This is a genomic window from Pseudomonas sp. 14A, from assembly GCF_018132745.1.
Taxonomy (GTDB): Bacteria; Pseudomonadota; Gammaproteobacteria; order Pseudomonadales; family Pseudomonadaceae; genus Aquipseudomonas; species Aquipseudomonas mercuritolerans.
The window spans coordinates 278,894-291,528 of the sequence record NZ_JAGRQJ010000014.1 but is presented as its reverse complement, the minus strand read 5'-3'; the positions used below and the strand labels follow the sequence as shown (position 1 = coordinate 291,528).

The 12,635-nt window shown below is 59.6% G+C and carries 16 protein-coding genes; 9 read left to right on the top strand and 7 right to left on the bottom strand.

The window, feature by feature from the left end; translation table 11 throughout:
• Nucleotides 1–71: 71 nt before the first annotated feature.
• Nucleotides 72–452: a hypothetical protein gene (locus PS14A_RS16005; protein WP_212616711.1), complete on the bottom strand. Its 381-nt coding sequence runs from the start codon at nt 450–452 to the stop codon at nt 72–74.
• 243 nt (nt 453–695) lie between these two features.
• Between PS14A_RS16005 and PS14A_RS16000 the strand changes: the two genes are divergently transcribed.
• A complete protein-coding gene (locus tag PS14A_RS16000; RefSeq protein ID WP_137214739.1) occupies nt 696–1,514 on the top strand; it encodes a shikimate 5-dehydrogenase in 819 nt (272 codons plus the stop codon).
• A gap of 201 nt (nt 1,515–1,715) precedes the next feature.
• Nucleotides 1,716–2,234: a cupin domain-containing protein gene (locus PS14A_RS15995; RefSeq protein WP_137214740.1), complete on the top strand. Its 519-nt coding sequence runs from the start codon at nt 1,716–1,718 to the stop codon at nt 2,232–2,234.
• Between the two features lie 132 nt (nt 2,235–2,366).
• Here the strand turns inward: PS14A_RS15995 and PS14A_RS15990 are convergent, their stop codons facing one another.
• A complete protein-coding gene (locus PS14A_RS15990; protein ID WP_212616710.1) occupies nt 2,367–3,011 on the bottom strand; it encodes a DUF480 domain-containing protein in 645 nt (214 codons plus the stop codon).
• Nucleotides 3,012–3,136: 125 nt separating this feature from the next.
• Between PS14A_RS15990 and PS14A_RS15985 the strand changes: the two genes are divergently transcribed.
• Nucleotides 3,137–3,646: a DUF1993 domain-containing protein gene (locus PS14A_RS15985; protein WP_041477165.1), complete on the top strand. Its 510-nt coding sequence runs from the start codon at nt 3,137–3,139 to the stop codon at nt 3,644–3,646.
• Nucleotides 3,647–3,804: 158 nt separating this feature from the next.
• Here the strand turns inward: PS14A_RS15985 and sstT are convergent, their stop codons facing one another.
• Nucleotides 3,805–5,037 (bottom strand): serine/threonine transporter SstT, encoded by a 1,233-nt coding sequence (gene sstT, locus PS14A_RS15980; protein ID WP_073471344.1) that lies wholly within the window; start codon nt 5,035–5,037, stop codon nt 3,805–3,807.
• 307 nt (nt 5,038–5,344) lie between these two features.
• Here sstT and PS14A_RS15975 point away from each other — a divergent pair, with 307 nt between their 5' ends.
• The gene (locus PS14A_RS15975) at nt 5,345–6,502 is read left to right on the top strand and encodes an MFS transporter (protein ID WP_076563567.1); all 1,158 of its coding nucleotides are present in this window, start codon (nt 5,345–5,347) and stop codon (nt 6,500–6,502) included.
• Here PS14A_RS15975 and nhaR read toward each other — a convergent pair.
• On the bottom strand, nt 6,497–7,396 hold the full coding sequence (gene nhaR / locus PS14A_RS15970; protein WP_137214743.1) for a transcriptional activator NhaR: 900 nt from the start codon (nt 7,394–7,396) through the stop codon (nt 6,497–6,499). The genes PS14A_RS15975 and nhaR overlap by 6 nt on opposite strands.
• Before the next feature lie 133 nt (nt 7,397–7,529).
• Between nhaR and PS14A_RS15965 the strand changes: the two genes are divergently transcribed.
• A complete protein-coding gene (locus PS14A_RS15965; RefSeq protein ID WP_016775344.1) occupies nt 7,530–7,772 on the top strand; it encodes a hypothetical protein in 243 nt (80 codons plus the stop codon).
• Between the two features lie 29 nt (nt 7,773–7,801).
• Nucleotides 7,802–8,551, top strand: coding sequence for a TerC family protein (locus PS14A_RS15960; protein WP_071172950.1), 750 nt, complete (start codon nt 7,802–7,804; stop codon nt 8,549–8,551).
• Nucleotides 8,552–8,809: 258 nt separating this feature from the next.
• Here the strand turns inward: PS14A_RS15960 and PS14A_RS15955 are convergent, their stop codons facing one another.
• Nucleotides 8,810–8,974, bottom strand: coding sequence for a hypothetical protein (locus PS14A_RS15955; protein ID WP_212616709.1), 165 nt, complete (start codon nt 8,972–8,974; stop codon nt 8,810–8,812).
• 235 nt (nt 8,975–9,209) lie between these two features.
• On the opposite strand from PS14A_RS15955, the gene PS14A_RS15950 reads away from it, so the two are divergent.
• The 3 genes from PS14A_RS15950 to PS14A_RS15940 all read left to right on the top strand — a co-directional run bounded on the left by PS14A_RS15950 (nt 9,210) and on the right by PS14A_RS15940 (nt 10,397).
• On the top strand, nt 9,210–9,881 hold the full coding sequence (locus tag PS14A_RS15950; protein WP_212616708.1) for a peptidase C39 family protein: 672 nt from the start codon (nt 9,210–9,212) through the stop codon (nt 9,879–9,881).
• A 90-nt stretch (nt 9,882–9,971) separates the two neighbouring features.
• Nucleotides 9,972–10,178 carry a DUF6021 family protein gene (locus PS14A_RS15945; protein WP_024013462.1) on the top strand — a complete coding sequence of 69 codons (207 nt, stop codon included), beginning with the start codon at nt 9,972–9,974 and terminating at the stop codon, nt 10,176–10,178.
• 12 nt (nt 10,179–10,190) lie between these two features.
• Nucleotides 10,191–10,397 carry a hypothetical protein gene (locus PS14A_RS15940; protein ID WP_123442089.1) on the top strand — a complete coding sequence of 69 codons (207 nt, stop codon included), beginning with the start codon at nt 10,191–10,193 and terminating at the stop codon, nt 10,395–10,397.
• Nucleotides 10,398–10,451: 54 nt separating this feature from the next.
• Here the strand turns inward: PS14A_RS15940 and pbpG are convergent, their stop codons facing one another.
• On the bottom strand, nt 10,452–11,390 hold the full coding sequence (pbpG, locus tag PS14A_RS15935; protein ID WP_212616707.1) for a D-alanyl-D-alanine endopeptidase: 939 nt from the start codon (nt 11,388–11,390) through the stop codon (nt 10,452–10,454).
• 230 nt (nt 11,391–11,620) lie between these two features.
• Entirely contained in the window at nt 11,621–12,475 is an 855-nt protein-coding gene (gene folD, locus PS14A_RS15930; protein WP_016775338.1) for a bifunctional methylenetetrahydrofolate dehydrogenase/methenyltetrahydrofolate cyclohydrolase FolD, read from the bottom strand.
• Nucleotides 12,476–12,635: the final 160 nt, after the last annotated feature.

The window sequence follows — 12,635 nt, the reverse complement described above, 5'->3', positions numbered from 1 at the left end:
GATTTTTTCAGACGTTGGCCGACCGGCGGTCATAAAAAAGCCCCGCTCGAAAGCAGGGCTCTGTATTGCGCTTACCAGCGTGGACCACCGTAGTAGCCATGCGGGCCGCCGTAGTAGCCGTGGGGACGACCGTAATAACCACGAGGCGGGCCATAGTAGACGGGGGCCGGCTGCACGTAGACCGGTTGTTGCACATACACCGGCGCCGGTTGGTAGTAGACCGGTGGCGGCGGTTGCTGCACGTAGACCGGTTGCGGCTGAACATAAACCGGTTGTTGCTGCACATACACCGGTCGATCCTGGTTGATCAGTGCCGAGCCGATGATGGCCGAGCCGACGATCGCGCCAAACACTGCAGGGCCCTGCCAGCCATGGCCACCACCCGCTTCAGCCTGGCCGGTGACGGCAAATGCGCCAATCAACAAAGCCATGATGGGAAGTTTACGAATCATGATAAGTCCTCGGTTCTTCGACCCGGCGCCGCGGCCTGAATCAGGCCCACAGTTGTCGCGGGGATACAGCTAAGACAGCAAATTTGCGAAATTCAGCACAGCCGCTGGGTAAATTTTGTGTAAGGTCTGTACCGGCTTCTTTACCCGGCTGCGCGGCGCCACAAACAAGCCTAAATGATGATTCAGAACCCGGTGGGCTGGCCAATCCCGTCCATCCGAAAGTGCGTTTGAAGGAGAAGTTTCATGCAGATGAACCCGAACAAAGACACCCAACTGTGCATGTCCCTGTCGGGGCGGCCGGGGAATTTCGGTCTGCGTTTTCACAACCATTTGTATGAACAGCTGGGCCTGAATTTCTACTACAAGGCGTTCAGCAGCCAGGACCTGACCGGCGCGGTCGGCGGCATTCGGGCACTGGGCATTCGCGGCTGCGGCGTGTCGATGCCGTTCAAGGAAGCCTGCATTGCGCTGGTCGATGAACTGGATGCCTCGGCAGCGGCGATCCAGTCGATCAACACCATCGTCAACACTGGCGGCCATCTCAAGGCCTACAACACCGACTACATCGCTGTCGCGCAGTTGCTGGAGAGCCACGCGGTGCCGAAACATTCAACCTTCGCCCTGCGCGGCAGCGGCGGCATGGCCAAAGCGGTGGCCAGCGCCCTGCGCGATGGTGGCTACAAGAACGGTTTGATTGTCGCCCGTAACGAGCGCGCCGGCCGCGCCCTGGCGGATTCGCTGGGTTATCGCTGGCAGGCCGAGCTTGGCAGCGAGCGCCCGCAGATGCTGATCAATGTCACCCCGGTAGGCATGGACGGCGGGCCGGAGGCGGGGCAACTCGCGTTTGAGCCTGAAGTGATCAAAGCGGCTGAGACTGTATTCGACGTGGTGGCAATCCCTTCGGAAACCCCACTGATTGTGCGTGCACGAGCCGAGGGCAAGCGGGTAATCACCGGGCTTGAGGTGATTGCGATTCAGGCGCTGGAGCAGTTCGTGCTGTACACCGGGGTGCGGCCGAATGAGGCGCAATTTGCGGCGGCGGTGGATTTTGCGCGTAGCTGATTGAGTTTTGTGGTGGCGGGTCTGGCCGCTTCGCGAGCAGGCTCGCTCCCACAGGTTGAGCGTGTTCCTCCAGTTGGAATGCGATTGAATGTGGGAGCGAGCCTGCTCGCGAAGGCGGCGCTGCGGTTCTTGATCACTATCTATAATCCTCGCCAGCACGCACAGACGTGCCCATCACAAAAACCATAACCGAGGCCGCCCATGCATCCGCCCATCCTCAACCTCAACGAGGTCGAACTCGAAGCCCTTCCCGAAGCCCTCGCCCCTGAAGGCGACACTGCCGGGCGTTATCATCAGCGTTTCGCGCGGATCGGCCAGCAACTCGGTGCGCAGAAGCTCGGTTATCGCCTGTATGCGCTGCCAGCGGGCATGCGCGGCAGTCCGTTCCACAGCCATCGGGTCAATGAGGAGATGTTCTACGTGGTGGCCGGGGAGGGCGAGGTGCGCTTGGGAGGCGAGCGTTTTCCGATCCGCGCCGGTGATGTGATCGCCTGCCCACCGGGCGGACCGGAAAAGGCTCACCAGATCATCAATACCAGCGCGGATGAGCTGCGTTATCTGGCGATCAGCACTCAGCAGCAGCCGGAGATCTGCGAGTATCCGGATTCGAACAAGTATGCGGTGATGGATAACTTCGCGGTGGATGCCGAGGGCAACGCCTCGGGCTTTGTCGCTGTCGCGCGGCAGGTGGATGGGGTGGATTATTGGGATGGGGAATGAAGCGGGCAGCTGAATATCGCGCAGACCCTGTGGCAGCGAGCCTGCTCGCAAAGGCGATGGGTCATTCGAGATCGTGGTGACTGACACTACGCTTTCGCGAGCAGGCTCGCTCCAACAATGGCTTTGCGGTGGTTATTCGAGGCGGGCCAGGCGTTCTTCCAGCGCTGCGATCCGCGCTTCCAGTTCTTCGATACGCTCCAGGGAAACGCCACTGCTCGAGCGCTCCCCGGGATTCTGCCGCGCCGCCAGGATCGCTTCGATATCCGCCGGATCGCCCAAGGCATGGGTATAACGATCCTCACGCTGCCCGGCCTGACGCGGAATCAATACCGCCAGACCGCGTGCAATCAGGCGTTCAAGCTGATGCACGACCTGCTCGGCGTCTTCGAACTCGTGCATGCGCCCGCTGCGGGTGAGCAGTTCATTGACGGTTTGCGGGCCGCGCAGAAACATCAGACCCGTCAGAATCACCTGTGCCGGCACCAGTTCCAGCGCCTTGTCGACCTTGTGCTCCCAGCGGTCGGCACGGCTGCCCATCACCAGCCGGGTGAAACCATGCCCCTCCAGCGCCCGCAGGCTTTGCCCGACCTGACCCTGATTGAGGTTCATCACCGGTTCGCGACTGGTTTTCTGATTGCAGGCCAGCACCAGCGCGTTGAGGGTCAGCGGATAGGTTTCCGGGCTGGTGGCCTGTTTTTCGATCAGCGCACCGAGAATGCGGATTTCCGTGGCATTTAGCCGTGGCTGGTCGGAGGTGGATTCTTGTTCGTTGCTCATCGCGCGTTCCCTCTGCAGTCGAAGCCGCCTAGCCTAATCCTTGCCAAACAAAAGGCAAGCCGTGTGCTCATCAAGCATGGCTATAATCGCCACCATGTATTACCCAGCCATCACATGAGATTGCCATGACCATTTCACTGTACGCCGCATCCGTCCCGGTTTTTCAACAAATGCTCAACGCCCTGAGCGATGTGCTGAAAAAGGCCGAAGCCCACGCCAGCGCGAAAAACATCGACCAGAGCGTCTTCCTGCAAGCGCGTCTGTACCCGGACATGTTCCCGCTGGTGCGTCAGGTGCAGATCGCCGTTGATTTCGCCAAAGGCGTGTCGGCGCGTCTGGCTGAAGTCGAACTGCCGAAGTACGACGACACTGAAACCACCTTCGCCGAACTGCAAGCGCTGATCACCAAGGTCCTGGCGTTCATTGGCGAGATCAAGCCAGAGCAGATCGATGGCAAGGAAGGCATCGAAATCGTCACCCGTCCGGGCACGCCGAAGGAGAAGCGCTTCAGTGGTCAGGCGTATCTGCTGACTTACGGCTTGCCGCAGTTCTTCTTCCACGTCACCACCACCTATGCGTTGCTGCGTCATAACGGCGTTGAAGTGGGCAAGCGCGATTACATGGGCGCGTTCTAAACCCCCGGATACGAAAAAGCCCGCCAAGGTTCGCGCCTTGGCGGGCTTTTGTTTTCCTGTGGGAGCGAGCCTGCTCGCGAATGCGGCGTATCAGGCGCTATTAATGCTGAATGTCTCGCCCCTTTCGCGAGCAGGCTCGCTCCCACAAGGTAAGGCGGTTACGCCGTACGCTGAGCCTTCTCTTCTTCGCCCAGGCAAGCCGCCGCGGTAAACAGTACGTCAGTCGACGAGTTCAGCGCGGTCTCCGCCGAATCCTGCAGCACGCCAATAATGAAGCCCACTGCCACGACCTGCATGGCGATCTCGCTCGGGATGCCGAACAGGCTGCACGCCAGCGGAATCAGCAGCAGCGAACCACCGGCCACACCCGAAGCACCACAGGCGCAAATCGCGGCGACGACGCTGAGCAGGATCGCGGTCGGAATGTCCACAGCGATGCCCAACGTGTGCACCGCCGCCAAGGCCAGTACGGTAATGGTGATCGCCGCACCGGCCATGTTGATGGTCGCGCCGAGCGGGATCGATACCGAATAGGTGTCTTCGTGCAGGCCCAGGCGCTTGCTCAATTCCAGGTTGACCGGAATGTTCGCCGCCGAGCTGCGGGTGAAGAACGCGGTGATGCCGCTTTCGCGCAGGCACATCAGGGTCAACGGGTACGGATTGCGGCGCAGCTTCCAGAACACGATCAGCGGGTTCATCACCAGCGCGACGAACAGCATGCAGCCCAGCAGCACCGCCAGCAGGTGCGCGTAGCCAAGCAGTGCGCCGAAACCGGAGGTGGCCAGTGTCGACGCGACGAGGCCGAAGATGCCCAGCGGCGCGAAGCGAATGACCACGCGGACGATCACGGTGACGCCGTTGGACAAGTCACCGAGCACTTCGCGAGTGGTGTCGCCAGCGTGGCGGATGGCAATGCCCATGCCGATCGCCCAGGCCAGAATACCGATGAAGTTGGCATTCATCAGCGCGCTGACCGGGTTATCGACGACGCTCAGCAACAGGCTTTGCAGCACTTCGCCGATGCCGCCGGGCGCCGTCACGGCAACGTTTTCGGTGGATAACACCAGATTCGACGGGAACGCCATGCTGGCGACCACGGCCACCACCGCAGCGCTGAATGTACCCAGCAGGTAGAGGAACAGAATCGGCCGGATGTGGGTTTCCTGGCCGTGTTTGTGGTTGGCGATCGAGGCCATCACCAGCACGAACACCAGAATCGGCGCCACGGCTTTCAACGCCGAGACAAACACCTTGCCGATGAACGCGGTGGACTTCGCCAGCTCCGGTGCAATCAGGGCCAGGGCAATACCGGCGATCAGACCAATGACGATCTGGCTGACCAGACTCAGGCGTTTCAGGCGTTGCAGTAACGAAGGGGATGAAGCGGTCATAGCGGCATCTCTGTTTTTTATTGGGTGCGAAGCGTCGTGGGCAGTCACGAAACGCCTGTCGAAGTGACATCAACGCCGCCAAACGGCACGTTGAACAGCTGTACGATTTTCAGGGCGCGGACTTTATCACAGCGTAGGCGTGAACCTTCAGGCCTGTGACGATCTGCCACCGGATCGACCCGGCAGATCAGCAGTTTTGGGCAACTCACTGCGGGCGCAGTCTGTTAAGCTTCGCCATCCTCATTTTCAAGTTCTGCCAGCGGGCCTCCGGGTCATCGCTGGTGTCGTCGTTTTGCTGGAGTTGCGCATGCTGTTGCCTATTCTTCTGTTGTCCGCCGCCGGGTTCACGGTGCTGACCACGGAATTCGTCATTGTCGGCCTGTTGCCGGCGATTGCTCGAGACCTCGAAGTCAGCATCCCGCAAGCCGGGCTGCTGGTGACCTTGTTCGCCTTTACCGTGGCGCTGTTCGGCCCATTCCTGACCGCTTATTTCGCCCGTTTTGAACGGCGCAAACTGTTCATCAGCATTCTGATCATGTTCGGTCTGGCCAATACCGTTGCAGCGTTGGCGCCGAATATCTGGGTGATGGCCATCGCGCGTCTGATTCCGGCGTTGGGTTTGCCGGTGTTCTGGGCATTGGCCAGTGAAACCGCCGTCGACATCGTCGGCCCGGATTTCGCCGGCCGCGCCATCGCCAAGATCGGCTTCGGTATCGTCTGCGCCACGGTGTTTGGCATTCCGGTCGGCACGCTGATTTCCGACGCGTTCGGCTGGCGCAGCGCCTTCGGCATTCTGGCGTTGATCGCGTTTGCCAAAGCCTTGCTGCTGTTTGTCTACCTGCCGAAAACCAGTCTGCACCAGCATCAGGTCAGCTTCCGTTCGCAGTTCAAGATCCTGCGCAGCCCGCTGATGCTCGGCCATATCCTGTTGTCGATCCTGGTGTTCAGCGGCATGTTCACCGCTTACACCTACCTTGCTGACATCCTCGAACGACTTGCCGGTTTCAACGGCACTGTGGTCGGCTGGTGCCTGATGGCGTTTGGCGCCGTCGGGCTGGTCGGCAACTCGCTCGGTGGGCGTGCGGTGGATCGGCATCCGCTGGGGGCGTCGGTGTTGTTCTGTGCGTTCATGATCGCCGGCATGGTTTCGCTGGTGCCGAACATTCATTCGCCAGTCGGCCTGGCGGTGGCGATGGGTATTTGGGGCGTGACCCAGGCGGCGCTGTTCCTGGTCAGCCATGTGCGCCTGATGAAAGCCGCACCGGAAGCGCCGGCCTTCGCCGCGTCGCTGAACATCGCCGGGGCCAATCTCGGTATCGGCCTGGGCGCGATGGTCGGCGGCCGGGTGATCGACAGTGCCGGCCTGGGCTTTCTGGGCTTTGCCGCTGCCGGCTTCATTCTGCTTTCGGTGTTCCTCGCCATGGTGCTGATGACGCTGAAACCGCGGGAAGTTTGCGCTTCATAACCCGGTAAACAACTCGCGTCGGGCACCTTCGGTAATCGCTACGATGCCAGGGTGCTTGACCTTGCGTTCCACCGAAATGGCATAGAACGACTCGCTCACGGCGTCGGTCTGGCCGATCACCTCGACGCCGTACTGGCGCTTCACTTCCTCGGCAATCACGCTCGGGCCGATAAAGATCCCGCTGCCGGATTGGCCGAAGGCCTGCATCAAAGCGCTGTCATCGAACTCGCCGACAATCTGCGGCTGGATCTGCTGTTCGGCGAACCAGCGTTGCAAACGGCTGCGCACCACGGTTTCCGCGCCGGGAATCAGCAACGGTGCGCCGTGCAGGCTGCGCGGGAAATCCTGGCCATACTGCGCGGCAAGTTCGGCGGTGGCGAAGAAACTGATTCCGCACTCACCGAGCTTCTGGCTGTAGCCTTTGATGTCCAGATGCGAGGGCATCGGGCTGTCGGAAATCACCAGATCCAGACGCTGAATGGCCAGATCGGCGAGCAGGCGTTCGAGTTTGTCCTCGCGGCAGGTGATGCGCAGCGGCTCGCTCAATTCCATGGTCGGCGCGATCAGGCGATAAACAATCGATTTGGGCACCACGTCGGCCACGCCGACGCGAAAGAGGATCTGCTGCTCGTTGGGCTGCGCTCGCAGCATCAGCTCCAGCTCGCCGCCCAACTGAAACATCTGCTCAGCGTAGGGCAGGGCCTGGCGCCCGGCTTCGGTGAGCTCCAACTGGCGGCCAACCCGGCGAAACAGTTCCACGCCATAAGTTTGCTCAAGCAGTGAAATCTGTCCGCTGATGGTCTGTGGCGTCAGGTTCAGTTGCTCGCAGGCGCGGACGATGCTGCCGGTTTTGGCTACAACCCAGAAGTAATGCAGTTGTCGGTAATTGAGCATAGTGATGGCCACTTCGTGAAAACCGAAGTATAGCCGCTAAAAATACGAATTTTCCTGAAGTGTTCATCTCCCTAGAATGCCCAGCCATCGACGGCCGGTGTGTGCGCCTGTCTGTTCATTCGAAGGAAACCTTATGAAATACACATTTCCCGCAGTGATGTTTGCGTCTTTACTGGTTCTGGCCGGTTGTGATCAGGCGGAAAAAAGCGCCCAGCAACTGATGGGCGCGGCGGCTGAAACTGCCAAGCAAGCGATTGACGACACCCATAAAGCCGCTGAGCAAGCGCTCAGTGATGCCACCGGTGGTTTGATCGAGAAAAAAGAAACACCGGAAAAACAAACGGAAGAATCCGAATCTTCCTCCAAGACCATCTAAACCGTCTTACACAGAGTCAGGACTGACCCATGGAATATCTGTTAGAACTCGCCGCCAGCCCCACCGCTTGGGTTGCTTTGGCCACACTGGTGGTAATGGAAATCGTGCTCGGCATCGATAACCTGATCTTTATCTCGATCCTGACCAACAAGTTGCCCGAACAGCATCGGCAGAAGGCGCGCCGTATCGGTATCGGCATGGCCCTGATTCTGCGTCTGGCACTGCTGAGCACCATCGCGTTCATCGTGCAGTTGACCGAGCCTGTGATCGAAATCCTCGGCCAGGCGTTCTCCTGGAAGGACATGATCCTGATCGCCGGTGGCTTGTTCCTGGTGTGGAAAGCCACGACCGAGATCCATCACAGCATGGACCCGTCGCCGGAAGACCCGAAGACCGCGACTTCCACCGTAACCCTGGGTTTTGCCGCGGCTATCGGTCAGATCCTGATGCTCGACATGGTGTTCTCGATCGACAGCATCATTACCGCTGTCGGCATGACCGAACACTTGCCGATCATGATCATCGCGGTGGTGGTGTCGGTGCTGGTGATGCTGCTCGCGGCTGACCCGCTGGCCAAGTTCATCAACGATAACCCGACGGTGGTCATGCTGGCGCTGGGCTTCCTGATCATGATCGGCATGACGCTGATCGCCGAAGGCTTCGGCGCCCACGTACCGAAAGGCTATGTGTACGCGGCCATGGCTTTCTCGGCCGGTATCGAGGTGTTGAACATGATGTCGCGCCGGGCGAAGCAGAAGAAGGTTGCTCAGCAGGCGTAATTGCTGAGAACACAAAAACCGCCTGGGCTGGTTGAGCTCAGGCGGTTTTTTTTCGCTTTGATATTGGCGGTGTGTTTGAGAACCAGCCCCTCATCGGAACGCCGCCCGCCCAGCCCTCTCCCGAGGGAGAGGGAGACGATTGGGGGCTTTTCAAATTCTGAGTTCGGCTCGATGATTCAGGTCGGCGTCATTCAAAAGAACAACCCGGTAGGTTCCCTCTCCCTCCGGAAGAGGGCTAGGGTGAGGGGCTCTTGATCTTCAATGCGCAGCAACGTGCCGCACTGGGTGCTTCTCTGTCTTCTCAACCGGCGTCGTCTGCACCGGATGATGGCGTCGCGAAATCCGCAGCACGCCCCACAACATGGCAGTCGCCACGGCCAGCCAGCCGGCTACCAACATCACAATGGTCATGGTCAGGCTCATTGGTGCCTCCTCTTCGCCCTGCATCGGGCGCCCGCTTTTCGCAATTCGCTCTATTTCAGTGACAGTCTAGTCAATGGGGTGTTTCAAGCTATTGACCAAAGGTCGTTAGTCACCAATCAGTTTGCTCTATGCAATCGCAGAGTCTGCGGTTTAAGGCTATACCGCGGGCGGGTGCGGCTCTATGATCGCTGGCGTTGCCGGAACACGATGACCGGCGTCTGGAAGAGAGTGATTGATGGTGCAGGTATTTTCTCGAGTGCGCGGAGCGTTGCTTGCCGGCGCTTGCGCGGTGGTGCTGAGCGGATGTGCAGGCAATGTAGCGCCTGAAATCAAACGCTTGCCGGAGCGGGTTGAGCTCAGCGGCACCTTCTATCGTGGCGAAGCCAACCAGAGTGGGCCACAGGTGCTGGCCAGTCTGCTGTCGCAACAAGGCATCGTCATCACCCCGGGCCTTCTGGAAAAGCCGCTGCGCTTGCCGGGTGCTGAGGACAAATTGCAGCAGAACATGCAGAACCTCGCCCGCGAATACGGTCTGGTGGTTTATCCGCTCGACAGCAAGCTGCCAGCCTTGCTGACCCAGGTCGCAGCGGGCTACCCGGTCATGGTGCGTTTCAGCGAAGGTTCGGCATTCTGGGCCGAGCCGCGTTACGCGATCCTGTCCGGCTACGATCGCAATAAACAGAAGGTCCTGCTGCGCGCCGGCATGAACCGTCGGCAGTTGATGGATTTCGGCAGCTTTCAAGCAGCGCTCGAAAAGGCCGGTGGCTGGGCAATCCTGATTCAGAAACCGGCGCAGATCCCGGCAGCCGTCGACCGCTCCCGTTGGCTGAAAGCCGCCGATGAACTGGCGCAGGCCGGTGAGGAAAACGCTGCGGCGCAGGCTAGAAAGGCTTTGGCGGCGCAATAAGCCTCCGTTCGTCATCTGCCGGGCACGACTGCGCCCGGCCAGCCTCTGAAGATTAATGCCCGTGCTTCGCGGGTGAATCAAGGAGGCAACATGGCAGATTCCCCAAACCCGAAAGGCCCGCACTCGTCCGAACATTCCTCGGGTGATGATCTGGGATTCGATCCGGATTCGCCGGACCTTGATGATCCGCAAGTCGATCCGGTCGGGCCGGCGAAGGCGCCGCTGGATGTCGAGCCCGGTGAAGATCCGAAGAAACCGGCCAAGCCCTACGACCCGTTAGCCGATCTGAAACCTTGATGTGAGGTGCGTATGAGTACCGATTCAAGCTTCGATGACCACAAACCTGACAGCGTGCCGACCACGCCGGAGCCTGAGGTTGATCCGGTGCTGGACCCGGACAGCCCGATGCGCGATCCGCTGGCGCGGCCCAATGTACTGACGCCGGACGTTTCGCCAGAGCCGAGCTCGGGCGATGGCATACCTGATGACGACAAGATGCCGCTGCCCAACGACTGATGCGCAGACGAAAAAAAGCCCCGAAGATTCGGGGCTTTTTCATGCTCGCTGGACCTACTTGGCCGCTTCGACCACGCCGCTCTGGCGGCTCTTGAGGTTCTTGTCGGCTTTGTATTGCTGTGCCACCGCAGGCACACTGGCGCTGCGGCCGGTTTCCACCCAGCTGCGGATGCGACTGGCATCGGCAAAATGTGTGTACTTGCCAAACGCATCGAGAATCACCAGAGCGACGGGGCGGTTGCCCATCTTCGTCACCAGCACCAGGCAATGGCCGGCAGGGTTGGTGAAGCCGGTCTTGGTGATCTTGATGTCCCAATCGGCCTTGTTGACCAAATGATCGGTGTTGCGAAAGCCCAGGGTGTAGTTGGGCTTGCGGAACGCCACGGTCTTTTCCTTGGTGGTCGTCAGTTGCACGAGTAACGGCTGCTTGTGCGCAGCCACCAGCAATTTGCTCAGGTCGCGAGCGGTGGAAACGTTGCGCTCCGACAGGCCGGTCGGCTCAACGAAGTGCGTGCTGGTCATGCCCAGCGCCTTGGCCTTGGCGTTCATCGCCGCGATAAAAGCGGCATAGCCGCCCGGATAATGGTGGGCAAGACTCGCGGCGGCGCGGTTTTCCGAAGACATCAAGGCGATCAACAGCATCTCGCGGCGCGGCAGCTCACTCTTGAGTTTGACCCGGGAGAACACACCCTTCATTTCCGGGGTGTTCCTGATATCGACATCGATCCATTCGTCCATGTTCTGTCGAGCTTCTACCACTACCAGGCCAGTCATCAGCTTGCTGACGGAGGCGATCGGCACGATCACGTCAGGGTTGCTGGAATAAATGACTTTATTGGTCTGCATATCCATGAGCAGGGCGCTGCCGGACGCGATCTTCAAGCTCGAAGCGTCCCGTGGGGCCGCAGTGGTTTCCGCAGCGTTGATCGTTGGCGTGATGAATGTGCCTGTAACAGCAAAAAACAGGCTCAGAATCGAGAGACGAATTTTCACGCGGGCGAACTCTAAAAGGTTGGATATACCGTTAGTTTGTAACGGGTTATTTCTTTAAACCGGCGCATTTTAGGAGTATGGCTGAAGAACTGTCGATGGTTGTTTGAAAGACCTGAAAATCTCGTGAAAAGGCCTGTAAAAAGAGCGGTTTCCGGCGAACGGTTGAAGTTTTTTCTCAGACATGAAAAACCCCGCACGGGGCGGGGTTCTTCTCTTGCCGAAAAAACCGCTCAGACGTGCAGGGTTTCTGCGGCGTAGAGGGTATTTTCCAGCAGGCAGGCGCGGGTCATCGGGCCAACGCCGCCTGGTACCGGGGTGATCCAGCCAGCGCGGGGCAGGGCGGTTTCGTAGACGACGTCACCGACCAGTTTGCCGTCGTCCTGACGGTTGATGCCGACATCGATCACGATTGCGCCTTCCTTGATCCACTCGCCTTTGACCAGGCCCGGTTTACCGGCGGCAACGACTACCAGATCGGCACGACCGACGTGACCGGCCAGGTCCTTGGTGAAGCGGTGAGTCACGGTGACGGTGCAGCCGGCCAGCAACAATTCCATGGCCATCGGGCGACCGACGATATTGGAGGCGCCCACGACTACCGCGTCCATCCCGTAAAGATCAGCGCCAGTGCTTTCCAGCAAAGTCATGATGCCTTTCGGAGTGCAGGGGCGCAGCAGCGGGATGCGCTGGGCCAGGCGGCCGACGTTGTACGGATGGAAACCGTCGACGTCTTTGTCCGGGCGAATGCGTTCCAGCAGCTTGGACGCGTCGAGGTGTTCGGGCAGAGGCAGCTGCAGGAGAACGCCGTCGATGGCCGGATCGTCGTTGAGGCGATCGATCAGATCGGTCAGAGCGTCCTGAGTGGTGTCGGAGGGCAGGTCGTAGGCTTGAGAGAGGAAGCCAACCTCTTCACAGTCTTTACGCTTGTGCGAGACATAAACCTGAGAGGCAGGATCGCTGCCGACCAGGATCACCGCGAGGCCGGGGGTGCGCAGGCCTTGCTGGCGACGCTCGGCAACTCGTTGGGCGATCTGCTGGCGCAGGCTGGCGGCGATCGATTTGCCGTCGATTAGTTGTGCAGTCATTGCGCGTGATTAACCATCGAGAGGGGAAAAAATGAGAACGCATTCTCGCATGTCGAGCGGTGAGGGCAAAGGCGCTTGGTCAGCAAATTCCTCTAACTCCTTTAATTAAATGAATTTTTTTCAAAAAGGATTTGACGACCTTTGGAGCCCTCTATACTAT

Excerpts from the sequence above, each read along its gene's own strand:
- PS14A_RS16005 (WP_212616711.1), bottom strand. The coding sequence starts at position 452 with ATGATTCGTAAACTTCCCATCATGGCTTTGTTGATTGGCGCATTTGCC.
- PS14A_RS16000 (WP_137214739.1), top strand. The coding sequence starts at position 696 with ATGCAGATGAACCCGAACAAAGACACCCAACTGTGCATGTCCCTGTCG.
- PS14A_RS15995 (WP_137214740.1), top strand. The coding sequence starts at position 1,716 with ATGCATCCGCCCATCCTCAACCTCAACGAGGTCGAACTCGAAGCCCTT.
- PS14A_RS15990 (WP_212616710.1), bottom strand. The coding sequence starts at position 3,011 with ATGAGCAACGAACAAGAATCCACCTCCGACCAGCCACGGCTAAATGCC.
- PS14A_RS15985 (WP_041477165.1), top strand. The coding sequence starts at position 3,137 with ATGACCATTTCACTGTACGCCGCATCCGTCCCGGTTTTTCAACAAATG.
- sstT (WP_073471344.1), bottom strand. The coding sequence starts at position 5,037 with ATGACCGCTTCATCCCCTTCGTTACTGCAACGCCTGAAACGCCTGAGT.
- PS14A_RS15975 (WP_076563567.1), top strand. The coding sequence starts at position 5,345 with ATGCTGTTGCCTATTCTTCTGTTGTCCGCCGCCGGGTTCACGGTGCTG.
- nhaR (WP_137214743.1), bottom strand. The coding sequence starts at position 7,396 with ATGCTCAATTACCGACAACTGCATTACTTCTGGGTTGTAGCCAAAACC.
- PS14A_RS15965 (WP_016775344.1), top strand. The coding sequence starts at position 7,530 with ATGAAATACACATTTCCCGCAGTGATGTTTGCGTCTTTACTGGTTCTG.
- PS14A_RS15960 (WP_071172950.1), top strand. The coding sequence starts at position 7,802 with ATGGAATATCTGTTAGAACTCGCCGCCAGCCCCACCGCTTGGGTTGCT.
- PS14A_RS15955 (WP_212616709.1), bottom strand. The coding sequence starts at position 8,974 with ATGAGCCTGACCATGACCATTGTGATGTTGGTAGCCGGCTGGCTGGCC.
- PS14A_RS15950 (WP_212616708.1), top strand. The coding sequence starts at position 9,210 with ATGGTGCAGGTATTTTCTCGAGTGCGCGGAGCGTTGCTTGCCGGCGCT.
- PS14A_RS15945 (WP_024013462.1), top strand. The coding sequence starts at position 9,972 with ATGGCAGATTCCCCAAACCCGAAAGGCCCGCACTCGTCCGAACATTCC.
- PS14A_RS15940 (WP_123442089.1), top strand. The coding sequence starts at position 10,191 with ATGAGTACCGATTCAAGCTTCGATGACCACAAACCTGACAGCGTGCCG.
- folD (WP_016775338.1), bottom strand. The coding sequence starts at position 12,475 with ATGACTGCACAACTAATCGACGGCAAATCGATCGCCGCCAGCCTGCGC.